The organism is Pseudoalteromonas sp. SMS1, from assembly GCF_021530565.1.
Taxonomy (GTDB): Bacteria; Pseudomonadota; Gammaproteobacteria; order Enterobacterales; family Alteromonadaceae; genus Pseudoalteromonas.
The window spans coordinates 34,887-58,197 of sequence record NZ_JAKGBI010000004.1; the positions used below are offsets into that span (position 1 = coordinate 34,887).

Below are 23,311 nucleotides of genomic sequence, written 5' to 3' on the forward strand. Positions count from 1 at the left end.
GCTCAGACCCTGAAAATTTAGTCTACAAAGGGTTAACACAGTCCCTTGGGCAATGTAAGCACTTGATAAATTTGGCTACCGCTGTTACTTCACGGTTGACTAAGCCCGCACATCTCAATTTATACCATCACGGGGACTTGAAATGAGAATGTCACGCCTCCGGTTTCAGTCATTTCAATATCTCGAATGATTTCTACCAAATAACCATTTGCATCAAGTTGATAACCTTTTGATTCAATAACCTTAAATAATTGCTCTAGCGCAACCGCATACGCGGTATCAGAAACCAAATAGACGTCACAACAAAAGTAATGTCCCTCAGCCAGCAATTTTGTGTACTCAGACACCGGTACTTGCCAATCCCCCACGTAAGTTTTGATGTCTTGCCAACGATTCTCCAATTGATTTACAGGAGTCATTCCCATAATGCGAGTCGATTTTTCACCAAACGTTTCAAACACGGTGTCCCAGTCTTCACTCGAATTGGGCAACACTTTCATCCCTCTTTGCGGATACCACACAAGCTCGCACGGTAGGTTTTGCGCTAACGTGTTTTCTAATGAATCTGCCTCACTTGGGTGAGCAAGCTTAGCGAGCAGCTCACTCGTTTCTCTGGGCGTGCCCATGACCCCCATTGCACGAATTTCTTTCGCCGTTAAGCCCAACGCATTTTTCAGCGCCTTCCCAAGTGCTTGTGACGACGAAAATCCGCATTCTTGGGCAATATCAATGATTTTATAATCTTGAGCAGCGAAAATGTAATGTACCGCATATTGAAGCCGTAATCGGCTTAGATATTGCCCAGGGGTTTCATTGAATAGCTCAGAAAACTGGCGGTGAAAATGATAGGGCGATATGGCACTTTGCGTCGCAATTTGTTCCCAACACAAACCTGATGCTAAGTCCTGATGCATCAGTTTAAGGGCTGTGACAAAGCGTGTTTTTAAGTGTTCAGGCAAAGGCGCCAACAGTGCATATTCAGGCACTAACACGAACGGCTTTGATATTTTTTCAGACATAAGCAAGACAGTTGTGGCACATGCCACAACTATCGCGCGCTAAGACTGTAAAATCAATCAGCCGTATGTAAGTAATTGTAGCTAGGCTTGCTCGGGCAACAACAAAGACACCTCCTGTTTCGGCGGTTTCCGACAAAATAACCCCAACAAAATTGGAATTAACAACAACGTGACAGCTGTTGCAAACAGCTCCCCAAACACCAATGCAACCGCCGCTGGCTTCAAATACTGCGCTTGTTCAGCTTGCTCAAACAGTAAAGGTAACAAGCCGCACACGGTCGTAACGGTGGTTAAAAATATCGCTCTAAATCGACTTGTACCCGCTTTAATTAAAGCCTCATTTAACGCCATCCCACCCCGATAAAAGTAGTTAAAACGCGTAATCAAAACGAGAGAATCATTAATCACGATCCCCGTCATTGCCATCATCCCAAACATCGACAATAAGCTGATTGGTAAGTCCATAATGTAGTGACCAAAAATTGCCCCCGCAAACCCAAACGGAATCACAGCCATGATGATCAACGGTTGCCAATAGGATTTAAGAGGGATGGCCAATAAAATATATATAAGTACAAGAGTCATCATCATGGCTGATTTAAACCCTTTAGACACCTCGGCTATCTCTTCAAATTCGCCACCAGCTCTGATTTTTAGGCCAGGATACGTATGTTCCATATTGGCGATTTGCGATTGCAGCTTAGCAATTACCTCTTCAGGTGATTGAATCTGCCTATTTTGCCGCCAATATACATGGATAACCTCTGTTCTATCGCGCCTATAGATTGCCTCTGGTACTTGCTCAAAACTCAAGGTTGCGACATCCTCGAGCCTGACAGACTGACCCGTTGGTAAAGTCACTAAACTGGCCTTAAGTTGCTCAATATGCTGACTGTCTTTTTTTGCGTATCGAACCAAAACTTTGGTTTCTTGCCCTTGGTCGAGCAAGCGGTGCAACTCTCTTTCACCGAAGGCTTCACCTGCAAATTTGGCGATCTGAATTTGAGTTAGTCCCAACTGTTTACCGTAATCATTAAGTGTAATCTGGATCTGTACTTGTCCTCCATCCGCATCATCATAGATATCTGACACACCAGCTTGTGCAGATAAAAGCGCTGAAAATTGCTCACTCACGCGCTTTGCTATGGCTTTTTCAGGTGCGGAAATAGACACAAATGTCCCCCCTGCGGGCGTGTCCGAGGCAGAAAACTGTACTGAATAGGCTCCTTCAATCAGCCCTGTTTGCGCGCGCCAGCTATCCGTCAGTAAAGATCCAGGCAAAGTACGCAATGCCTCGCTGCGCAATTCCACGGTTACTTCAATATCTCCATAGCCATCTGACCATGCGAGTAAATTAACAATTGGCGAAGCCGCTAAGTTATACTGCGCACTCAGTGTCTCGCCAACTTTTGCCGCCGCGTGCTCTAACTGAGAAAGGGCTTTGCCTTGCAACGGTAGTGGCGCACCATCTTGCAAAGAAACCTTGGCAGTAACGTAACGCCCAGGGATCTCTGGAAACACCGCACTGCGAATGGTACCTGTAGACCACATGCCATATGCAAGCGTCACAAAAGCGATAAAGAAAAGTAAACAGGCTACTTTGTACTTGGTCGCCAGCACCAAAACGGGTTGATAAACTCGCCATTTAAATGCATCTAGCCCTGATTGCGCATAGCCCTGCACCCGACTCATTATTGAGCGCTTGGGCTTATTTAGATTACCTAACGAGGCTAAATGCGCAGGCAAAATAAACTTACTTTCGAGTAACGAAAACAACAAAGCTAAGATCACGACCAATGAAAAACCCGCCAGCAGCTTTGCTAATTCATTGTTTATCCAAAGCATTGGTGAAAATGCAGCAATGGTCGTCAGCGCGCCAAAGATGGTTGCTACTGAGACAGATTGCACCCCTTGAAATGCGGCTAAGCGGCCATTTTTAGTCTGTCTGCGCTTATCATGGATCGCCTCCCCAACAACGACGGCATCATCAACTAAAATGCCCAACACCAAAATAAAGCCAAATAACGTAATGTCATTGATGCTGTGCTCAGTAAGCTGCATTGCACCTAACGTGCCAAATAACGCCACCGGAATGCCTGCGCACACCCAAAAAGCAAGCTTGAGCTCTAGAAACAGCCCAAGCAAGACAATGACGATTAAAAGACCTTGCCATGCATTGTCACCCAGCCTGAACAGCTGTTCTTCTATGTATGGAGCCATGTCTGCCATCGTGTTGAGGGTCACATCCTTGGGTAATTGCGCACGCAGTTGCGCGAGTGTGTCATTGATGGCGTCACTTACGTGTAACAAGTTGTCCTGCCGACTGGTACTCACTAGCAAAGCAATCGCATTTTCTCCATTGTTGCGCACGATCGAGCCACTTTGCGCATAATCTCGATATACATTGGCAATATCTCCGACATGAACTTTACCTGCCGCTTGAACTATCACCGGAATTTGCTTTAACTTCGCCACATCGTCAGCATAGCCATCCCCCTTCAGTACAAACCGTCCGCTCGCACTGGAAAGCTCACCACTTCGAGTTTCATTTGAAAATTGCTCAATGGCGGCAGCAAACTGTTCCAAGGTCATGCCCAGTTGCGCTAATTTTATCGGATTTGGCTCAATCACTAATTGGGGGCTGCGGCTTCCCCAATTGTCGACCCGAGAAATATCAGCATGCTTTTTAAGCGCAACTTCAACCTGTCTCGCGATTGGTTGTAGACTGTGATCATCTCTTGGGGCTGACACAACGACAAATGCCGCTAAGTTGGTAAATGCATCTTTGGCAACTATGGGACGCTCTGCCAACGCTGGGAAACCAACAATACTATTTACGCGATTGCGAACGTCATTGAGTAGTGCGTCAATGTCAGCGTCACTGGTTTTTCTAATCGTGACTGTAGATAACCCAGCGGTTGATTGACTAACGATTTGTTTGACGCCAGCAATGCCGCTAATTGATTCTTCAATACGCTGTGTGATCCCCTGATCTATTTGCTTGGCTGTGCCGCCAGGGTACGGTACCGTCACGGTTATACTTGAGGGCGCAATTTGTGGAAAAGACTCGACCCGTAACTGACCCAAAGCCAACACGCCACTGACTATAATGGCAAACATCAATAGATTGGCAGCAACGCTATTGTCAATGAACCACTTTGTTAACCAACTCATTGATTTTCCTCCCTATTGGCTAACCTTAGGGACTTTGATTGTTCGGGTGAAAGCTCGGGTGAAAGCTCGGGTGAAAGCTCGGGTGAAAGCTCGGGTGAAAGCTCGGGTGAAAGCTCGGGTGAAAGCTCGGGTGAAAGCTCCGGTGAAACCGTCGCCCCTTCTAACATCGACAACAATGGATATGTCACGATGTGCCGAGCTATGTTCCCAGCGCCTTTAAAACGGACAAATACATGCTGTTCATGTTCAGATAACACTTCAACGGCTTCTTTTCGCAAGGTATTTTTAGCACTTACGGTCCAAACAAACCCGTCCCGTGTGAGCGCACTGTGCGTGATTTGAAATGCAGTCGGCTCAGACGCCAATTGAATATTTACCTGCACAGGTTGATTTGGCATCAGAGCAGCGACTGTTTGATATGGGTTTGTGACCTTTAAAACCAGTTGTCGCTGTCGGGTATTTATGTCTATATTGGGTGCAATATATCTCACGTCTGCAGGCCACTGTTTACCAGCGCGGTCTTCAATGAGAATGGTGGCTTGTTGCGATTCAAGTTGTGGCAATATTTTTTGCCACACAGGCTCAGATACAGGCACTAATACATCCATACTGGCACTGCTGGCTATTTCAAACAAGCTTTCTCCTGCACTTATCCAATCACCTGGGCTGGCAGCTCTTGACAAAATAACCGCATCAAAAGGCGCTGTAACCTGCGCTTCTTGGATCAATTTGTTGGTACTTTGCAGCGCCATGCGTGCCTGTGCTAAATCAGACTCAGCGGCTGCAACTTGCGGTTCTCTTTTGGCATATCGACTTTGATTGTGTGGTGACAGCATGCTCAGTGCGACAGACTGTTCATGCAATTGCTGCTCAAGCGCAAGCTCAGCATGGCGCAAGCGACTTTGTGCTTGTGCTAGCTCATAAGCTAGGTGCGTCATATCCAGCTTAGCCAAAGGTGTGCCTTGTGGCACCAATGCCCCTGGTTCCAAAGCAGTTTCAAGCCAAGCAAGCTGCCCATTGCTAGACACCCGCAACTGTGTCACATCTCGAGCACGCGTATTACCAAGCAAGGTGATACGTGGCTGATGTGACACAGGGCTTACTACCTCAATCGTTACAGGCTGCTTTGGAGGCTCTTTAAATTGCCCCTCAGGCTCAATAACCGTCAGCTCTTCCACAATAACAAGCGCGATAAACACAGAGAGCACGCCAACCCCTATCGCCAACATATTTTTATACTTCATAACTGCCTTCCTTAGTTAGTTGCGATTCATCATCGCGGTTCAGTCGCTGTGTGATTTCGCTCAGTCGCGATAAAATCTGTAAAGTAACCGGTAACATAATGGCGGTATCCACAAATTCGAGGGAGTAAGTCAGAATTGAGAACACTTCTCCAGTACTCGGGCTTGGCAGTATATTGACAAGCCATAAGTTGCATAGCACGGACAAAAACAACAGCGAAAAAATAAAGCCATAGACCAACGCTTCAGTATCTGACAATGCAATTTCGTGCTTTTTCAGCTTTTCTAGGTGCGCACTAATCGCGGCGAAAGGTTTGCCGCTGAGCACCTTCACTTGTTGTTCAGTTTGATCATTCAATTTACGATTCAGATGCTTAAAGGTATTGTGACAACATGCGTAAACTACCAACATGCCGCAGCTAGAAACCAACACGCTCATCGCAAAATAAGCATGAAACGTGGCTAATATGATGATGATCGATATCAGCTGAATCGCTGCTGTCATTAAAGCGGGTAAGTCGTTTTCTAAAAAGTCCACCAGCTCTCGAGACATGGTGAGACGCGCGCTTTTTGCAGAGACATCTGCGGCTCTTAAGTTATGCGCAACTCTTTCAGCGAGTTTAACTCTAATCCCACCATAGACTCTTGTGTCATAAAAGCGGCGCAGCACACTGATAACCACCAAGCCAAACAAACTGATCGCAAAGCCAAACAATGGCGCGGTTTCCTGTGCCAGCACGCCATCAATCGCATAGCCAATAAACAGCGGTAAGAGAATAAGAAGCACGTTCTCTATGATCACCATTGACCAGGTAATCGCAATTTTGAATGGGCTTAATTTCACAATGGACCACAATGAAATCGCGTTAAAGTTGGACATATCAGACTCCTAAATACAGCTAGGCGTGAAGTATCGCCAATAATGAACTGTAAAAAGTGTCCTAGATTGCTGTTTTAAACGTGATGGAAGAAATTAAAAAGGTGTGTAGGGTATTGCGCAGAATATACTGTTAATGTGCCTGCCATACTCTGACAGACACAATGCGTACCTTATGCTTTGTCGGTTGCCGACTGCTGCACTGCCGCCGCAGTTTCAATTAAATTAAAAGACGCGCCTTGGCGGCCATGTACAAAGACAAGGCAGCCCTGCCAACTTTGTGGAATATTCCACTGAATACCTTGTGTGATTTCATACACAGAGTACTGATTCGCGCATCGTACTTCCAAAGAAGTTAAATCACCTTGAATATTTGCAATCGTAAATGCGTTTCTCACTAGCTCATGACGCCACAATGCATGCTCAGAGATCTTTCCTTGCACCCAGATTGGTCTATTCTTATCATCGATCAGCGCCTGAACTTTATCAATATACGGAAAAAGCTCTTTCGTATACGCTTCAGCGCCTCGGGTCTCTGACAACATTTCAAACGTTCGTGCCGCGCTTTTTAGCTTATTTTGATCGAGCTTCAACGCAATAGCACGTGCAACAGAAGCGACAAACACCTCTCTTTTCATATAGTCTTTGCCTTGGTGAATAAAGTTATCAAGCGCATGTAACTCTTTAACTTGATCACCTACTTTGTTGTAGTACCGAGATTTTGCGAACCAAAAGTAACTGTCTTCGGTAAAATTACCTAAATTAAGCGCACGCAGTTCAGTTATCTGTTGCGGCACATTTTCAAGTGCGTCGTTTTCTATATCCGTGACCAATTTTTTATAACGTGTTAAAAACTTACGAGACACGCCTTTATCAGCTTGGTGCAACCGAAAGTCTAATTGTATTTGGTTTTGACACTGTTTTACTGGTTTTTTATTTTGTGTCGCAGGGCTAAACTCCCAAGATTTCACCGCCCGTAATGCGGCTTTTTCGAACGACGCAATACCTGATGAGTTCTCAACAACAGCCGACTCAACTTCGCCTTTTTCATTTACGACATAGCTTACCTGTACCCACCCTTCTTGACCTTTTCTCGCCGCATTGGCTGGATATCTGGGCGACGTCCTTTTAATGGGTATGGCATTTTTTATGGTTTCTATGTGGTAGTCATCGGTATTAATATCAATTGCAGGTGATGCTTGAGATGACGCCACAGTGAGTAGCATCGCAGAGATAAAGCTCATATTTTTCCTTTTTCTATATTCAAAAACCCACTGCCCACACAGTAAAAGTACATATCCGCTGGCGGGTCCTTGAAGCCCCTTTAATCAAAAACCAGTAAATCAGACTCGATTTCTTTAACCCAAAGGGAGCGTAACAGATTCACTGATATTTTCTCATATTACATAATCGAAAATAAACCTAAAATGAACCTATTTTAGGAAAACCAGAGTAAGAAGCCTTAAACACTCAATCCGCATGACAATATTTCAATCGCTTTTCATGACTGAACCATTTAGCCTTATCAAAGCCAACATTAAATTTACAAAAAATTAAACATCAATACATCGCAGTCTGTCAAAGACACTGAACTAAAAGGACACATTATGACGTTATCACTAGACAAAAAGCGTATAAAAAACCTAAGTAAAAGCAAACATGCTCTGCCTCCTGCACAGACACCTCAAATAGCGGGCGGATGCAACTCAGCACCCGGCCAATGTTTCGGAGGCACAGCCGCATGTTGTTCTCAAGGTACTTGCAGGTCTCGTTACTGTTAACCAACTTGATATGGCAGTGTTTGCGGCCATATCTCACAACCAAAAGCCACTATGTGGCCTAAACGAATGGGCGAACATTTAAAGTTGCACAGCAATCTGTCAAGGCATATCACTCAACGCCCCTTCACTCATTTGCAAGCTCGCAAAGGCCCCATCTCATCGCGTCTGTAATGTCACGTTTGCATGTCGTCAAAACGAATGTTGCAACGGGTTTCGCCGATTTTTGTTGGCAAGTACAATGGCGGCCATCAACGTTGACAAGCCTAATTTTTACATGCTTGTTTGCATAAAAAACAACTTATAGATCACCTTCTGATGACCAATTTATTTGCTCACAGATACTCTGCAAATTGCTTTGTGTTAAGCCAGCTGGTAAATAGACGGTCGGTAATTTAGGCAAACTGTACTTAGCCACATCTTCACCCGCCATAATTTGATCAATCCATGTGTTAAAAAATGAAATACGCGTATAGATTTCTGTGATGCCATATTTTCCAATGCCAGCGCCTTCAAATCGCGAACTTACACCTAACAGATACACTGCGTCAGCGTCACGAACATACGCTGGGCCGCCGCTGTCCCCACCTCCGGAAACGCCTTCTAGTGGTAGTGCATCTTTCTCTTTGTCAAACTTAAATTTAATAAGCGGACCTTGTACCTCAGATACTTTATTGTGGGCTTTGCGAAGCACTTGTTGGTTGTCGTAACTGTTTACGGTTTCTCCAGTCAGGCCGTTACCTGTGCCGCCAATACCGATAAACCACAAGGTCTTGCCTAGTTCGTCAGACTGTTTATACCGCTTTGCAGGCGTTACATCCTCAACGGCACTTACTAATTCAACCAATGCAATATCGTGGCTTTTGCCAGGTTGATACTGCTTATGAACATACGTATTTTTCACTTTTCGTAGCTGATTGCCCACTTTTACATAGCGGTTGGGCGTGACGCAAAATGTCGCATGCGCAGCAGTTACAATCCACTCGGGTTCAATCAAAGTACCGTGCGCACCATCAAAATAAAAAGTTGCCAGTGGCGCAAACTCCTTGCTGTTTGCAAGATAATGGGCTGGCTCGACATCGTGTCGAGTAACAATCGCTTGGGCAGACGTACTTAATATGCCGATAGCAACAACACATAATTTCAACATAAACTGTTCTTATTGAGGCTGAGTTAGCGGGTTGATTTGAGTATAAATTGTGTACCATATTTAAAGTCTTATGAAAACGCATATTTACGCTCTTTTACTCATACCAAACTACTGGAGCTCGCGCATATTACTCAGCTCAAATTCGGTTTGTTGCAAATATTTAGACAAACCAATTAATGCATAATACACACCAATAAGGGGGCCAAATGTAATAATTTAGCTGCATAAAGAATGGCAGTTCAGAAAGAATAACCGTGGAAAAACACCATAGAGTCTGAAAATAATCTATTCCCCTCCCATTGAATCACACTAAAAATCCAGAGAAAACCATAACAAACCTAAACCTTCTACACCTGTCCACACTACAGATAATTGCGTTTTTGGCAATTGAAAACACATCTCGCTGCAATATTAGCACTTGCCTAATTAAATTTAATGTATATTGTATACAATTATCACTGGGAAGTTTGAGCGCATATTTATCAGCTCTTTATGCAAAACAATTCGAAATTTAGATTCAAAAAAATGTTTTGCATACATCTTAGGTGATACAGAAATACAATAATAATCAGTGGTAAAAAGGGGAATACCATGAGCATCAACAATAGAACGAAACGCAATCTAAACAGGAGCCTACTGGCGCTTGCAATTGCTTCAGCAAGTATGGCACCAACAACTTATGCGAATGACGACGACCAAGCGGAAGCACCCGAGCGCATTACCGTAACAGGTTCTCGCATTATGCGCGCAAGCTTTGAGGCACCTTCTCCCACTGTTGTGATTTCAGCAGAAGACATCAAAATAACTGGGGCCAATAACGTCAATGATATTTTGACGGGAATGCCACAGTTTGCCGATGGATTTGACTCTGCATCAGGCAACTATTCTTTTGGTAACTCGGGGCTGAATATTCTCGATTTACGAAATATGGGTGAAGAAAGAACCCTCGTCCTGATAAACGGTAAACGCCCTGCTCTTGTTGCAACAGACTATCAAGGAATGTTTGCTGATGTGGGCACGATTCCAGCTTCTTTGATCGAACGTGTCGAAGTAATGACAGGTGGTGCGTCAGCGATATATGGCTCAGACGCAATTGCCGGTGTTGTTAACTTCATCTTGAAAAAGGACTTCGAAGGCACACAAGCAAATGCGCACATCTCTGGCACCCAAGAAGGTGGGCACAGTACTCGCAGCTTTAACTTTACTCATGGATTTTCGTTTAACGATGACGGCAATGTAACCGTCGCATTTGACTACTTGTCAGAATCGGCGCTCACACAAAACAATCGCGAAAAATCCTATAACTACCAGCGCTCTGTGACCAACCCGAATAAAGGTGAAGGCCAACCCGCCAAAATTTGGAAAACCAATGTATCTCCGATTCCGTGGGGGGTGCCACAAACTATTTTCTCAGTCTACAATGGCGACGATGGCGGCTATGACTGGTATGACTTTGACGAAGCGACTCAAGAAGTCGCACTGCGCGCACGCTACAAAGACATGTACGATGGTTGGTTAGTCGATGCAGACAAAGGTTACGAAGGTACGGCTTGGGGCCACATAGAAGATCCGTTCGAGCGAATCAACTTATTCACGTCTTTAAACTATCAATTTGATAACTTTGATGTGGGCTTTGATGTAACACTCGCGCGCACTAAGTCAAACAACGTTATCGACCCTCCCTTTAAACGCGCTTGGATGCAAGTTAAGGAAGTTAAAGAACTGTTTGATACGCCAGCCTCCATCACTAACAATTTTGATGATGAAGACTGGATAGGATTCCACCATACATTTTACGAGCGCGGCGGACGTAAACACACCAATACCAGAGACTATTTTTCTTCTTCACTGACATTTTCTGGCGTCTATGCAGATGACTGGTTCTGGGACGTGAACTTTGTAACGGGTAAGTCAATGGCGTCTCTTGATCGACACACAGAAATGCGTCAAGACCGCTTTACCAGCAAAATGCAAGTGGCAGGTGAGTGCGTCGAAGCAGGTAACTGTCCAACATTTTCACCCTTTGAGCGCGCATCCGACGAATTTATGGATTATGTAATTGACGCGTTTACATCAACCACAGATACCGTAAACCACTCCTTTACCGCTAACCTCTCAGGTGATCTTTATGAACTACCAGCCGGTACAATGCAAATGAGTACCGGTGTCGAGGCGCGTTACGAAAGTATTTACTTTGACCCACATGAACTTTGGGCGTCAGGTAACTTATCTTCAACAATGCAAGTCTTGGATGCAAGCCGTAATATCAAAGAGGCGTACATTGAAGTATTAGTCCCCGTGCTCAGTGACTTACCGTTTGTGGAGCAGTTGGATGTTGAAGCAGCATACCGTATCGCTGATTACTCAACCAATGACAGTTTATTTGAAAGTAGCAAACTGGCTTTAAACTGGATGATCAATGACCAAGTTCGCTTGCGCTCGATATTCTCGCAGGCAGTAAGAGCGCCACAACTTTATGAGCAATTTAGAAGTGAGTCAATCGGTTACTCCACCATGACCGATCCCTGTGATGCTGATGAAATTGATGGCGGCCCGTCTGATGGTCGTCGTAAAGCAAACTGTGCTTTACTGGGCATTGAACCGGGCTGGGCATCAAACATAAAAACCCAGCGAGGCCAGTCCAGAAGCTCTGGCAACCCTGATTTGAAGCAAGAAAAAGCAGATACACTCACTGTTGGCTTAGTATTAACACCGACAAAGCTGGTTGAGGATTTAACCATTTCAATCGACTATTTTGACATAAAATTAAAAGACAAAATCTCTGAGTTTGGCGGAAGCGACATCCTAAAAAATTGCGTCGATTTGTCTCAAAACTCGATCGACAACATGTTCTGCGACTTGGCATTTCGTAAGGACAATGGTGATGTAGAATACGTCAAACCATTGAGCTTAAACTTCGATTCGGGCCGCGTGAGAGGGGTTGATCTGGAAGCCTATTACTCTTGGGAGACACTGTCGTTTGACTTTAAAGCCTCTCGTATGCTTGAAGACTCAGAAACGACCCGCAACTTTGCAACTGGTTTAGATGAAACGAACAACGAAGTGGGGCAGCTTGGTAGACCCAAGTGGGCATCAAGCCTAGTCACAAAATATCAATTGGATGATCTGTCACTGAGCTGGACATTTAAGTTTAAAATGTCCGGTCGCTATGACGACGACGCAGCGCCTGGCTACCGCGATTCGGATACCCCGTCTCACTCGCGTATTCATAACCTGCGTGCAGACTATCAAGTAACAAACAATGCTTCTGTTTACATTGGCATCAACAACGTGACCGACAACAACGGTGGCGACCACTGGACGACAAGCCGCGGCGCATACAATGGCTGGTCCATCCTTGGCCGCTCTGGTTATATCGGCATAGATTACGATTTTTAACCCCAGGAGCGCGTGTCATACGCACGCATAGCTAGTCCAATAGCCCCAAGGAATTGGGGCTATTTATTTGCACATTTGCTTAAATAAAGTAGCGATCTGCGCTTTGCGCTTTAAACTCCCACGTGTCTGCCCCGTCAAAGTATCTAACTTCCACCCCCTGTAAAACTGTTTTATCGAACATACGTAAATTAACAGCCATACGCGTCGACTCCGCCTTCTCTGTTGGGGTGTAGTGCGTTATACAACCGCAGCGAGTGCAATGATGAAAATCAAGATATTCATCGCCATGCTTATAACTTTGTACGCTTGCACTGCGATGCGCAACGTTAACTTGCGCCATCTCAAAATAGCCCCAAATCGCGCCATAACGATGACATAAAGAGCAATTACAACTTGTTGCTAAATTTACCTTTGTTGATACATCGATTATCACATTGCCACAATGACAGCTCCCCTGCATATTGTCCTCTCTTGTATTATGTATTAGTCACTTAAACACCCGCTCGCGACCTTTTAGTGCAACCACTGTTTTTTTATACAGTAAAAGGTAATAAAAAGCAAAGCCGGCTTTGAAAGCATCTAGACATGACACACTTACTGCGATGCGTAGCAGTGATATAAATCCTGAGCAATGGCACTTACTCGCTCTAGACCCTCTATTTGTTGGTCAAAGCAATTCAGTGTTGCGTCACCATTGTATGCGCCCCAAATTCCACCAGCCATCGCACAAATAGTGTCGGTGTCACCGCCCAGTAAACAGGTTTCTTCTACCATTTGCGTAAGCGGCTTATCCCGGTACATAAATGCAAAATAGAGTGCGGTAACAACCGATTCGGAACTCAACATGCCATTGCCTAGCTGGCATTTAACTGTACTCGGTTCAAGTACTTTATTTTTTATCAACGCGTTGTAACAGATAACGAGCTTTTGCTTGTAGATGCTCAAATTACTTTCACTGCATAAGGTTTGCATAATGCCGACTTTATCTACGCCAATCAGTGCAAGTTGGGTAGCACGTGCAATCAAAAATGCACCTTCTATTGCTTCTGGATGCGCATGTGTGATCTCAGCGGTTTTGGTGATGTCTTCAAGCAAGGAGCGCTGTCCTGCTAGGTTACATAAGGCAACCACAGGCGCCCTCATCGCAGCGCCATTACCTTTAGAACCTTCCTTAAACTTTGCTTTGTTTAAAGTCGTGTAATCTTTACCTGATTGTATTCCTTTCAAGAGTTTAGCTGCACTTGGACCATACCCCCTCGACCAATGGTAACTGGCGCCAAAGGTTTCTGCCAAGTGGCTTTGATTAAACATCTGGCTTACTAAAAATGAAGTTGCGACATCAATAGACATTTGCGTATCGTCGGTATAGCGCTGCTTACCATCAGAAGTTTTGCCGACAAAGTACCACAACGCACGTTCTAACAGCCCGCCTTCAAAACATGCGCCGCAAGCATCTGCAATTGCCAATGCCTTAAAGCAGCCAACAAATTTAGATTGTTCGATCACACCCAACTCCGTTGATTTGAATAAACTTCACCAAAGAGAAAACGCGATTTGAATTCATTAGATAATATTAGCTGAGTTTGGTATGAAAACGCGGGTATTCATAAATAATCAAGCACCAGTAAGATACCTCTGAAACCCCGTTGGCGGATTAATAACCTACGAACTAACCTATTCAACACTGAATTGACCAAAACTCATTTGGACAAGAATAAGTGATCGTTTTACACGCTAGAGCTGAATGCTAAGCAAGGGGGTTTAAATAGCGAGCACCATACACATGGCCAACACAAAATTGATTGAAGATATGTCTGTTGCAACAAGTCGAGGTACCTGCCCTGCCTTTGTACCAATAAAAACCTGAACCTCGCGCTTTACACCAGCCAGCGGGTATCTGGCAATCAGTGGTAAAAAAGCAACAAACACCGCTTTAATGAGGTGTTTGTTCAACATTATTAAAATTATTCGCGCACTTTGGCGCCAAAGCGGTCAGTAAACCAGCAAACAACAGGCATCATAAGGCATTGAACATAAAAACTGTTGCTAAGCCAATATATTAGGGCTACAATGCCGGAAAATAACAACTTTGCTTAATAATGTAGTAAAGTTATTATGTACTGAATGAAAGATTTCAGGGGCTGATTAGGATTCGACAGGATTCATGAAGCCTGAGGTGCATGTCGAGGGGCGGTTGGCCTCGTAAAAAAGCCGCATTTAAAGTAATCGCAAACGACGATAACTACGCTCTAGCGGCATAATAAGCCCGCTAGCACTCCTCCAAGAAATGCTTGTGGTTCTGGATCTGGAGTGTCATCCTACATAAGATCGCTACGGAAACCCTGGCCGGGGTTGAAGGGTTAAATATAAGCGGCCTCGCCTTTACTTATCGTGTTCGTCCGAGACTTAAAGGTTAACCAATAGACGATACTAAACATGTAGGACCGAGGGTCGACGCTTTCTGGACGGGGGTTCAAATCCCCCCAGCTCCACCAAATGAAGCAATAAAAAGCCAGTAAAACATCTGATTTTACTGGCTTTTTTGTTTTCTGAATGTATCGATAGCGGTACGTACGTGCCCTAAATGTGCCCCAAACATGCCTTGAAAGGGCACATTTCGGTCACCTATAAAAGCATTATTCCGCTAGGGTATCTAATTCGCCAGATGGCTCTCTCAAACAAGGCTCAACACTTTAAAGCTTTGATATTTCCTGTGGTCATTCTTTAATATTCTTTGAAACCATGCTCCATATATATGCCAATGGACCCAAGTAAGCTTCAATACCCATTTGCTTTTCTCTCGAAATCAACATCTAACAATCCATCCAGCCTTTCAAGTACATTTTCAAGTCTCAACAACATTCTTCTGGAACCAAACGGTGAGTTAGGATCTTCCTTAACTTGAAAGGCAGGAAGCGATCTTATCAAAATAACTTTATTTGCAATTCTTCTGCTAGTATTTCTCAATATATCATCGTTAAGTAAAACCCTATCAACTTTTAGCTTATCCAGATGTAAAATACATTCTGCTAAATCTGAAACTGTATATACCAGCTTTGGGATAGGTCTAGACAATTCATGGAAATGAGCCTCTTGCACACTCAGTTCAAAATGGTCAAGTAACTCATATACACCGACCTCGAGATCCCCTAATGTCTTGGGTAGTTTTACGTAATAGGACTTACCTGGGCCAAATTCATCACCATCTTCTGTTACAAGTGTTGAATATTCATGCGAAGTGAATACTTCAGATAAAATTTCATTCACTAAGTCGCACTTAGATTTAATCTTTTCTGTGAGCACTTCTAGTGCGTATTGCTTCTCTTGAGACTTTAGGTTTTCCTGAGCGAGTAACAGATTATCATGGTGGATACCCTTAGTTTCTCGGAGTTCATTTCGGGTTAGCTCCAGTTCCTTGACTTGCAAACGAATAGAGTAAACCAGAATCACAATTGTAAAAAAGGTGAGTATTGGATTTAATATCCCACCAATAAAGTCGCCAAAAGCCCCAAAATCCCCTTGATTCCCGAAGCCATCATTAAAATTTGAAAAATAGGTAAGTAACAACACTCCCAACGCTATTGGGATTATAAACTTCACCGATGTAATGATGACTTGTAACGTTTTCTTTTCTTGTTGTGCTATGTCGGTTTGGTCCAGCTCTTTTTGGCTCATAATATATTCCTTTTCAGTGATGCAGCCAATTATGCCTACCTACTACAAAAGCATCAATCAAACCCACCTATTATTGCTTTACCTCAACCTATAGATATATACTGTATATATAAACAGTATAGGTAACGTATGAAAGTAATACCCATAAAGGCACAAGCTGGGATCACAGGATTTGAGTCTCCCGCAGCCGAATACCGAGAACTAGGACTGTCTTTAGATCAATTATTAGTGCAACACCCAAATGCAACGTTCATTGGCTTGGCGTCTGGTGATTCAATGCAAGGTGTAGGCATTTTCGATGGCGATTTACTTGTTGTAGATAGAGCAGTACAGCCACAACAGAACGATGTTATCGTGGCCAATTACAACAACGAATTTGTTTGTAAATTATTAGACGTTGAGAATCGTTTGCTACGCTCTGCTTCACCTATTTATTCTCCCGTTAGAATTAGTGATGATGACAACTTTCAATTAGAGGGTGTTGTCATTGGCTCTGTTCGTATGCATCGCAGCAATTCGGAATTAACTAAATGTATGCACTAGTAGATGCAACATCGTTTTATGCGTCTGCAGAGAAAGTGTTTGATCCGAGCATACGTAAAAAGCCAGTGGTGGTTCTATCGAATAATGATGGCTGTATAGTCGCAGCATCACCCGAAGCAAGGTGTTTAGGCATACCCAAGTTTGAACCATATTTCAAATTGAAGGACATTCTGCAAAAGAATGGTGTTGTTATTAAGTCGTCTAACTATGAGCTGTATGCCGATTTGTCAGACAAAATGATGAACGTCATTAATCAGTTTAGCGACAATCACTATATCTACTCTATCGATGAGTCATTTCTAAAGTTCGACGGCTATAGTGATGTGGTTTCATCGTGGTATGACTATGGTCATTTAATAAGGCGCTCAGTTTGGCGCATAACAAAGCTACCTGTTGGGGTGGGTTTTGGCCCTACCCCAACATTGGCAAAAGCAGCAAACCATGCTGCCAAAAAGTTCCCAGGTGCAACCGGTGTTGCTGTGATTGATAACGAACAAAGCCGCAGGCAGATACTTTCTAGAATGGGCGTTGGTGATGTGTGGGGCGTTGGACGCAGACTAACTAAGAAACTCAAACTATTCGGCGTTGAAACTGCGCTCGATTTATCCAAACAAAACCCTCGACTTATGCGCCAACAATTCAGCGTAGTTCTCGAGCGCACTATTACAGAGTTAAATGGTGAGGAATGCCTATCTTGGGATGAAGTAAAGCAACGTAAAAAAGAAGTTTATAGCACCCGCAGCTTTGGTGAGCGGGTTACTGAGCCTTTCTCTCTCAAAGCATCACTCGCTTCGCACTGTTCTATCGTCACTAAAAAGCTAAGAAAGCAAAGCTCATTGGCAAAACGCATCGTGATTTTTGCCCACAGTTCGCCACACGAGAATGACTATTTCAAAAAGTCTTTCATTAAAGAACTTCTAGTTGCTTCAAATGATGCAACCGTGTTTGCTAATGCAGTCGAGAGTGTGTTTAATCAATTGTATAAACCAGGTGTTCGTTACTACAAAGCTGGTGTAGGCGCTATCGAGTTAGAAGATGATCTGTTTCAGCAATCCGACATGTTTAATCAATCGCAAGATAAACCTGAGCTCATGAAATGTCTGGACGAAATAAACACTAGGTATGGCTCCACTGCTGCGCGTATAGGTTCAGAATTACAAACTCAAAAGTGGGAAATGCGCAGAGAGTTTTTATCTCCACGCTTTACGACAAGGTGGGCGGATATTCCAGTGATAAAATGCTGATAATCTATGGTTAAAATGGCACGTAGCAAAGAGCGTTGACCATGATGTTGCCTCGGGCTTGTTCGGGAACCTATCGAGATAAGTTGTTACCGACATATAAAGTGGTAATATATTGTAAATATCAGATTAAGTAATTATTTTTTATTCAAGCATTAAAGTATAGGGATATTGTAATAAATGGAAAAAGATAAAAACTCAGGCACCAAAATTAAAAACTTAGTTTCCATATGTACTTTTATAGCCTTTATGTTGGTAGGTTATCACTTTTTATGCAAAGGCTTTATTAGCGGAGCTGAGTACATCGCATTCGCGACTCTGGGTTTGGTTGTTTCACTATTAGTTAAGTTAGCAGATAGAGTCGAGTCATTTACAATTGGAGGCAACGAAGTAAAGTTATCACAGGAAAATGAAAAAGCAGAAGAAAATATATCTAAGTTAAAAGAGATCGGCAATGCATTGGCCGACTCAATTATCTACCAACTTCCATCTATGTCAGAGTCACATAACCACGATGCGTATCGCAAAGGCGCTGAATTCATTAAAATTTATGAAATTACATTATTACTTAAATTCCCTCAAAAAAACCCGATACCATTGGAAAAAATAGAGAAAGCAGTAAGGAGTTATTTATCCGGAACAGCCTTAAATGTGAACAGTGAAGCGATGTATGACACGAATGACCCAATTCCAGAGCCATTACAGCTCTTAAGCAAATACCGCACAGAAGAGCAAATAAAAAAAGTAGAAAGTAGCGACGTATTTAAACTATACAGGGATAAACTTTACCCGATTTACGTCAACACAAAGTACAAAGTTTAGTATTGGGATAAAGAAAGGAACAAAGATGAAAAATACTCTACCTGAAATCGAAGGAACATATTTTATGATCGACGGTGATGGAAATAAAAAACAAGTCAAAATAGAAAATATGGCTTTAAGTGAAAATCACCCAAGAAACCTTCATGTTATAGAAAGTGAACTAGAATACTACGCATTATCTATTGAAAACGGTTGCGAACAATACACATGGGAAAAACTATAAGTAATGAAACTGAGTCATAAAAGAAAAATCAACCATAAATACCAACGAGAGAGCTATAAAGGTTGTAGGGCAAGTGCTAGTCTAGTTGATCCAACGACTATTGATTTAATTTTAAACACCTGTACCTTTATTGGTGGGGCTGTTGGTGTCGTACAGACCCCCGATACTTATCGAAAAGTTAGAAATAACTTTCGTAGAAATGTAATGAGACGGTTTCTTACGGACACTAAAAATGCTTGCAAAGTTAAATTACTAGAAAACGGCAAGGCGTGTAATGCACCAACAAAGTTAATTCAGATTGAGTTAAATATGCAACCGCTCTTTGCTCGAGTGTGTACTGAGAATCCTGCACATTTGGTCCATGCAAATGGTAAAAGAATCAAACTTTCTGATTTAAGTGAAGAGCAGCGAAAAGAGTTATTTGAGTTAAAGTAAGTTAGGAAAAAGCAAAGGCGCTAAACGCGCCTTTTATTTAAATTGAATAAATCATAACTTGATCTGTCAGACTCGAATAATAGAACTCAATCAAATCTGACAGTCGCATATGTGCCAACAACTGTCATTCGTAATGCCTCAAGAACCGGCGCCGCTTGAGGTGTCCGAGTTGCTTGAATTGTTAGAAGACGTCGGCTGCTGACTGGTCTGTTCTTCTTTCTCTAAGTCGATCCAATTGGCAGTGAGTGAAGCTCCCACACCGATTATAAAACTTAGAACTAACCCACCAAAAATGCTTGCGGGTTTTTGCCACCAACTATTTCCATAATCAGGTAACCAAGTTACATTCTTGCAGGCGCTGCACTGGATTTTAGTCCCTACATTAACTTTAGTGATGTCAATTGATTCATCGCAATCTGGATTAGGGCAATCAAATTGCCGGATGAATTTCTCTTGGACGGCGATAGGATCGCTGTCAATTTGATTTGGTATTGATGGCACAGGCATTATTTAGAAACCTCCCGCACCAATGTGAACTCTTTGTCGGATGTCCATTTTCCAAAGAGCCTTTCCATGTTCAGATAAAGTCCTTTGCCATTAGAGTTTCTCAATGAATATAGGGCTCTTTCTGATACTCGATAAGTATTTGTCAGCGAGTATAAAAAATATTCTTTAGCTATTTCTTCGTCTGCTTCATCAAATAAAATTGCGATAGATAGCTCTTCAAAGAAATTCCAAATGCTCTCTATGTCATTAAAATTCGTATCGCTTTCCCATTCCATTGCTGCATCTGAGAGGATATCTCTTATATCTCTATCATGATTTCTTGGGTCAGAGAGAATTCTTGAGAAGACTCTTTGATAGCGTCCGTCATTCCATCTTTTCACAAACTCCAATGAAACAGCTCTTTTCTTTTGACGCTGTGACTTGATGTAGATAAAGACCGCAAAAGTCAAAACGTACATGACAATTACTTCAGATGTAATGCTGATGATATCATAAATTGGCATCTATACTTCCTTTTGTTGATAGTCTTCTTACAGTTTATTAAGAGGCAAGTTGCCTCTTTTTCTACCGCAACATCGCCTGTTTACATTCTGGAGTAATTTATAGCACTAATAATTAGTTATTACTAGTCAGATAGTTATCTGAAAATTAACATTTTATAAGTTGCAGAAAACAGGCAAATTGCCCGTTAATATTATTAAGGAGAAATAATCATTAAGAAATGGAATAGTTTATTCGACCGCTGCTATTCGCTCATAGGTATCTGCCAGATGAGGTCTAAACCTATTCATTTAAATCGATAAAAAGCTTTCATCGCTGTCTTCGCTTATTCGAGTCATAGCCGTTCCAATATATTCATCATCTTGGTCTTCACATGACTTCGTAAGCAAAGTTCCGCAATGAATCATACTCTCATCACTATCTTCGACAACATAGGTCTGCACAGTTCCCAACTGAGTACTGTCATTCACACTACTCTCCGATGACCCAACCATTAAGTTTGGACAGCCATTGATATAGGTTTCGTCTGAGTCCTCATTGCTTTCGGTCAGTGACGTTACACCACTAACAATAAATGAATCATCTGAGTCTTCACTCTGATTCGTTTGGAAAGTTGAACTATTTGCAAAATTCACTACGTCAACCGTGCTCTTACTGTAATTCATAATATAAGGCTTCATGGTCCCTCTCATAAAACAATCAATACTTCGCCTGTACAATGGCTTTTATTTTCTGATTCAATATAAACCAAAGAAATATCACTTGAATCGATTATAGAATACATTTTTTCGATAGACGACTTTTTGTTAGCTTTTGAACAGTGAATAACTTTAATTTCGCCTTTGTACTCTGATACCTTCGATATCATTTTTGTGTACTCTTGAATATCTAAGTGGCCTAAATCGTTATAAACCACAAAAGCAATTTCACTTGAACTTACCTTTCCCTTCCCTCCAGAATGAGCTTTTAGCATAGTAAAAACATATGAGAAAAATATAATAAATAAAGAGATAGATAAAATTCTAAGATATTTTTCTGCATTTCTAATCATTGTAATCTTAAATTCTGACGCTTTCCTAAAACTAATAAGGTCATAAAGGTAAAGCTGAGCCAATGATTTTTCTGGTAAATCTTTTGGTAAATCTTTTGGTAAATCTTTTGGTAAATCTTTTGGTAAATCTTCTGGTGAACCTTCTTGTGTTTTTTTTAAGAACTTATCACTTGCAGAAGACAGGAATCTATGTCTAATGCTAATTGCAGAGCTGATCGTTTTATATAAGTAAAAACAATTTAAATAATAAAAAGCATATACTAAAATTGAGTACAAAACCCCGAGCTCAGATATGATAATTTTAAAAAGTGGGGCTGGAATAACTGCTAGGAACAGTAAGAATGAACGATAACTAGTCAACTTCTGCATAGCAATTGAAATTCTAGCATTTTCCTGAGAAAGCTTTTCTTTATAGTAATCAGATAGGTATTTGTACCCTGTACTATCATCATCTTGTATACCGAGTTCCTTAATTGTATTGTCTCGCAACTCTTCAATCTTTTTTGCATCAATCTCTTTAAGCGACTGAACTTTACGCCATTCAAATTTATGTGATTCAAAACAATACGTTGCAAGGTATAAAATACGAGAACCCCAAACAAAGCAAAAAATAGAAAATCTAAATCGGTTACCTTTCTCTTTTAGCTTCGATAATTCTATTGTACCAAAATTGCCATCATCAGATACATTTAAGATTGGAGAGTGATTTAACAAAAAACAAAGTACACTATATATAAAACCCAAAATCACCCCCTAGCTACATTTGTAAACTTCAAGCTTTGAAATTATAGATCTAGATATATTTAAACCTAATTCAAACTCTAGCCATGCCCACTGACCATTAATATTAACTTCTAAAAAAAACCATTCATCATTTTTAATAATGAAGTCAAAACATCCGAATTCGACTTCCATAATATTCATCATTTCATAACACTTCTCTAAAACTTCCTTGGGCACATCCATTAATGAATATGATATTTTGTTGTTACTCACTCTCCAATCAATTTTATTTTCCGAATCAATCTTAACTGGAAAGAAATCGTCCCCAACAATTGTAAGCCTACATTCATAGTCTTTTTCAACATAAGCTTGGAAGTAAGAAGGGCAATACTTTAATAAGTCCACTGTGTATTTTTCGTCGACCATATTAGTTTGCACAAATTCAAAGTGTTCATCTCTCTTTATTCTTCCTACAGCTATTGGTTTAACAACTCTATTTGGTTTAGACATGAAATCACTACCACTATTATTTGTAATTTCATGTTTAGCCATATTGAAACCAACTTTTTTAGCAATTGATGACTGGACTACTTTGTTTGATGCATACCTAAACACTCTAGGTCTGGTTAGGCAATAGCCATCGAAAGTATCTACGATACCATCAACCAATGCAAAAACTTCCTTAAAAACGAAGTACAAGTATTCTTCAGATATTTTATCTTTCAAGTCTTCTATCGAAGGTTTCCTATAGTATATTGAGGCACAAGAAATATTAGTAATGGATTTATATTCGTCACTTATTGAGAACCCCCCTTCAGCTGCACAAACCCTATAATTCGAAAATTGATCGACATTAAACCTAAAAAAACTTAACTCCGAGAATTTCTCTTGCAAATAGTCCACAGTTTTATCATAAGAACTAGTAATAATAAGAATTGAATATTTCAAAGAC

The 23,311-nt window shown here is 41.9% G+C and carries 21 protein-coding genes and 1 other RNA gene; 7 read left to right on the forward strand and 15 right to left on the reverse strand.

Features of this window, described 5'->3' with window-relative positions; all coding sequences use genetic code 11:
• Positions 1-119: 119 nt before the first annotated feature.
• From L1286_RS05850 to L1286_RS05875, 6 genes are all read right to left on the reverse strand, one after another.
• Complete coding sequence (locus L1286_RS05850) at positions 120-1,019, reverse strand: helix-turn-helix transcriptional regulator (protein ID WP_235405973.1); 900 nt, start codon at positions 1,017-1,019, stop codon at positions 120-122.
• Positions 1,020-1,100: 81 nt separating this feature from the next.
• Positions 1,101-4,193, reverse strand: coding sequence for an efflux RND transporter permease subunit (locus L1286_RS05855; RefSeq protein WP_235405974.1), 3,093 nt, complete (start codon positions 4,191-4,193; stop codon positions 1,101-1,103).
• Positions 4,190-5,437 (reverse strand): efflux RND transporter periplasmic adaptor subunit, encoded by a 1,248-nt coding sequence (locus L1286_RS05860; RefSeq protein WP_235405975.1) that lies wholly within the window; start codon positions 5,435-5,437, stop codon positions 4,190-4,192. Before L1286_RS05860 ends, L1286_RS05855 begins: the two co-directional genes overlap by 4 nt.
• Positions 5,427-6,314, reverse strand: a complete 888-nt coding sequence (locus tag L1286_RS05865; RefSeq protein ID WP_235405976.1) for an ABC transporter six-transmembrane domain-containing protein — start codon at positions 6,312-6,314, stop codon at positions 5,427-5,429. The genes L1286_RS05860 and L1286_RS05865 overlap by 11 nt, the downstream gene beginning before the upstream one ends.
• A gap of 170 nt (positions 6,315-6,484) precedes the next feature.
• Positions 6,485-7,555, reverse strand: a complete 1,071-nt coding sequence (locus tag L1286_RS05870; RefSeq protein ID WP_235405977.1) for an energy transducer TonB — start codon at positions 7,553-7,555, stop codon at positions 6,485-6,487.
• A gap of 835 nt (positions 7,556-8,390) precedes the next feature.
• Positions 8,391-9,239 carry a trypsin-like serine protease gene (locus tag L1286_RS05875; protein ID WP_235405978.1) on the reverse strand — a complete coding sequence of 283 codons (849 nt, stop codon included), beginning with the start codon at positions 9,237-9,239 and terminating at the stop codon, positions 8,391-8,393.
• 591 nt (positions 9,240-9,830) lie between these two features.
• Here L1286_RS05875 and L1286_RS05880 point away from each other — a divergent pair.
• Positions 9,831-12,638: a TonB-dependent receptor plug domain-containing protein gene (locus tag L1286_RS05880; protein ID WP_235405979.1), complete on the forward strand. Its 2,808-nt coding sequence runs from the start codon at positions 9,831-9,833 to the stop codon at positions 12,636-12,638.
• A gap of 79 nt (positions 12,639-12,717) precedes the next feature.
• Here L1286_RS05880 and L1286_RS05885 read toward each other — a convergent pair whose 3' ends face one another.
• The 3 genes from L1286_RS05885 to L1286_RS05895 form a co-directional block, all read right to left on the reverse strand.
• Positions 12,718-13,098 (reverse strand): GFA family protein, encoded by a 381-nt coding sequence (locus L1286_RS05885; RefSeq protein WP_235405980.1) that lies wholly within the window; start codon positions 13,096-13,098, stop codon positions 12,718-12,720.
• Between the two features lie 134 nt (positions 13,099-13,232).
• Positions 13,233-14,144, reverse strand: a complete 912-nt coding sequence (locus L1286_RS05890) for an ADP-ribosylglycohydrolase family protein (RefSeq protein ID WP_235405981.1) — start codon at positions 14,142-14,144, stop codon at positions 13,233-13,235.
• Positions 14,145-14,399: 255 nt separating this feature from the next.
• Positions 14,400-14,594: a hypothetical protein gene (locus L1286_RS05895; protein WP_235405982.1), complete on the reverse strand. Its 195-nt coding sequence runs from the start codon at positions 14,592-14,594 to the stop codon at positions 14,400-14,402.
• A 181-nt stretch (positions 14,595-14,775) separates the two neighbouring features.
• Here L1286_RS05895 and ssrA point away from each other — a divergent pair.
• Positions 14,776-15,133: a transfer-messenger RNA gene (ssrA, locus tag L1286_RS05900) on the forward strand.
• Positions 15,134-15,416: 283 nt separating this feature from the next.
• On the opposite strand, the gene L1286_RS05905 is transcribed toward ssrA, so the two are convergent.
• Positions 15,417-16,313 carry a hypothetical protein gene (locus L1286_RS05905; protein WP_235405983.1) on the reverse strand — a complete coding sequence of 299 codons (897 nt, stop codon included), beginning with the start codon at positions 16,311-16,313 and terminating at the stop codon, positions 15,417-15,419.
• A gap of 129 nt (positions 16,314-16,442) precedes the next feature.
• On the opposite strand from L1286_RS05905, the gene L1286_RS05910 reads away from it, so the two are divergent.
• From L1286_RS05910 to L1286_RS05930, 5 genes are all read left to right on the forward strand, one after another.
• Complete coding sequence (locus L1286_RS05910; protein WP_235405984.1) at positions 16,443-16,856, forward strand: LexA family protein; 414 nt, start codon at positions 16,443-16,445, stop codon at positions 16,854-16,856.
• Positions 16,844-18,100 (forward strand): Y-family DNA polymerase, encoded by a 1,257-nt coding sequence (locus L1286_RS05915; RefSeq protein WP_235405985.1) that lies wholly within the window; start codon positions 16,844-16,846, stop codon positions 18,098-18,100. The genes L1286_RS05910 and L1286_RS05915 overlap by 13 nt, the downstream gene beginning before the upstream one ends.
• A 177-nt stretch (positions 18,101-18,277) precedes the next feature.
• Entirely contained in the window at positions 18,278-18,919 is a 642-nt protein-coding gene (locus L1286_RS05920) for a hypothetical protein (protein ID WP_235405986.1), read from the forward strand.
• A 25-nt stretch (positions 18,920-18,944) separates the two neighbouring features.
• Positions 18,945-19,142, forward strand: coding sequence for a hypothetical protein (locus L1286_RS05925; protein WP_235405987.1), 198 nt, complete (start codon positions 18,945-18,947; stop codon positions 19,140-19,142).
• Between the two features lie 3 nt (positions 19,143-19,145).
• Positions 19,146-19,577, forward strand: a complete 432-nt coding sequence (locus tag L1286_RS05930; protein WP_235405988.1) for a hypothetical protein — start codon at positions 19,146-19,148, stop codon at positions 19,575-19,577.
• A gap of 138 nt (positions 19,578-19,715) precedes the next feature.
• On the opposite strand, the gene L1286_RS05935 is transcribed toward L1286_RS05930, so the two are convergent.
• From L1286_RS05935 to L1286_RS05955, 5 genes are all read right to left on the reverse strand, one after another.
• Positions 19,716-20,084: a BRcat domain-containing protein gene (locus L1286_RS05935; protein WP_235405989.1), complete on the reverse strand. Its 369-nt coding sequence runs from the start codon at positions 20,082-20,084 to the stop codon at positions 19,716-19,718.
• Positions 20,084-20,587 (reverse strand): DUF4760 domain-containing protein, encoded by a 504-nt coding sequence (locus L1286_RS05940; RefSeq protein ID WP_235405990.1) that lies wholly within the window; start codon positions 20,585-20,587, stop codon positions 20,084-20,086. The genes L1286_RS05935 and L1286_RS05940 overlap by 1 nt, the downstream gene beginning before the upstream one ends.
• Positions 20,588-20,875: 288 nt before the next feature.
• A complete protein-coding gene (locus tag L1286_RS05945) occupies positions 20,876-21,265 on the reverse strand; it encodes a hypothetical protein (protein ID WP_235405991.1) in 390 nt (129 codons plus the stop codon).
• Between the two features lie 8 nt (positions 21,266-21,273).
• The gene (locus L1286_RS05950; protein WP_235405992.1) at positions 21,274-22,380 is read right to left on the reverse strand and encodes a hypothetical protein; all 1,107 of its coding nucleotides are present in this window, start codon (positions 22,378-22,380) and stop codon (positions 21,274-21,276) included.
• A gap of 9 nt (positions 22,381-22,389) precedes the next feature.
• Positions 22,390-23,307: a hypothetical protein gene (locus L1286_RS05955; RefSeq protein ID WP_235405993.1), complete on the reverse strand. Its 918-nt coding sequence runs from the start codon at positions 23,305-23,307 to the stop codon at positions 22,390-22,392.
• Positions 23,308-23,311: the final 4 nt, after the last annotated feature.

Excerpts from the sequence above, each read along its gene's own strand:
- L1286_RS05945 (WP_235405991.1), bottom strand. The coding sequence starts at position 21,265 with ATGAAGCCTTATATTATGAATTACAGTAAGAGCACGGTTGACGTAGTG.
- L1286_RS05930 (WP_235405988.1), top strand. The coding sequence starts at position 19,146 with ATGAAACTGAGTCATAAAAGAAAAATCAACCATAAATACCAACGAGAG.
- L1286_RS05910 (WP_235405984.1), top strand. The coding sequence starts at position 16,443 with ATGAAAGTAATACCCATAAAGGCACAAGCTGGGATCACAGGATTTGAG.
- L1286_RS05860 (WP_235405975.1), bottom strand. The coding sequence starts at position 5,437 with ATGAAGTATAAAAATATGTTGGCGATAGGGGTTGGCGTGCTCTCTGTG.
- L1286_RS05865 (WP_235405976.1), bottom strand. The coding sequence starts at position 6,314 with ATGTCCAACTTTAACGCGATTTCATTGTGGTCCATTGTGAAATTAAGC.
- L1286_RS05935 (WP_235405989.1), bottom strand. The coding sequence starts at position 20,084 with ATGCCTGTGCCATCAATACCAAATCAAATTGACAGCGATCCTATCGCC.
- L1286_RS05885 (WP_235405980.1), bottom strand. The coding sequence starts at position 13,098 with ATGCAGGGGAGCTGTCATTGTGGCAATGTGATAATCGATGTATCAACA.
- L1286_RS05920 (WP_235405986.1), top strand. The coding sequence starts at position 18,278 with ATGGAAAAAGATAAAAACTCAGGCACCAAAATTAAAAACTTAGTTTCC.
- L1286_RS05925 (WP_235405987.1), top strand. The coding sequence starts at position 18,945 with ATGAAAAATACTCTACCTGAAATCGAAGGAACATATTTTATGATCGAC.
- L1286_RS05870 (WP_235405977.1), bottom strand. The coding sequence starts at position 7,555 with ATGAGCTTTATCTCTGCGATGCTACTCACTGTGGCGTCATCTCAAGCA.
- L1286_RS05875 (WP_235405978.1), bottom strand. The coding sequence starts at position 9,239 with ATGTTGAAATTATGTGTTGTTGCTATCGGCATATTAAGTACGTCTGCC.
- L1286_RS05905 (WP_235405983.1), bottom strand. The coding sequence starts at position 16,313 with ATGAGCCAAAAAGAGCTGGACCAAACCGACATAGCACAACAAGAAAAG.
- L1286_RS05915 (WP_235405985.1), top strand. The coding sequence starts at position 16,844 with ATGTATGCACTAGTAGATGCAACATCGTTTTATGCGTCTGCAGAGAAA.
- L1286_RS05850 (WP_235405973.1), bottom strand. The coding sequence starts at position 1,019 with ATGTCTGAAAAAATATCAAAGCCGTTCGTGTTAGTGCCTGAATATGCA.
- L1286_RS05855 (WP_235405974.1), bottom strand. The coding sequence starts at position 4,193 with ATGAGTTGGTTAACAAAGTGGTTCATTGACAATAGCGTTGCTGCCAAT.
- L1286_RS05880 (WP_235405979.1), top strand. The coding sequence starts at position 9,831 with ATGAGCATCAACAATAGAACGAAACGCAATCTAAACAGGAGCCTACTG.
- L1286_RS05940 (WP_235405990.1), bottom strand. The coding sequence starts at position 20,587 with ATGCCAATTTATGATATCATCAGCATTACATCTGAAGTAATTGTCATG.
- L1286_RS05895 (WP_235405982.1), bottom strand. The coding sequence starts at position 14,594 with ATGTTGAACAAACACCTCATTAAAGCGGTGTTTGTTGCTTTTTTACCA.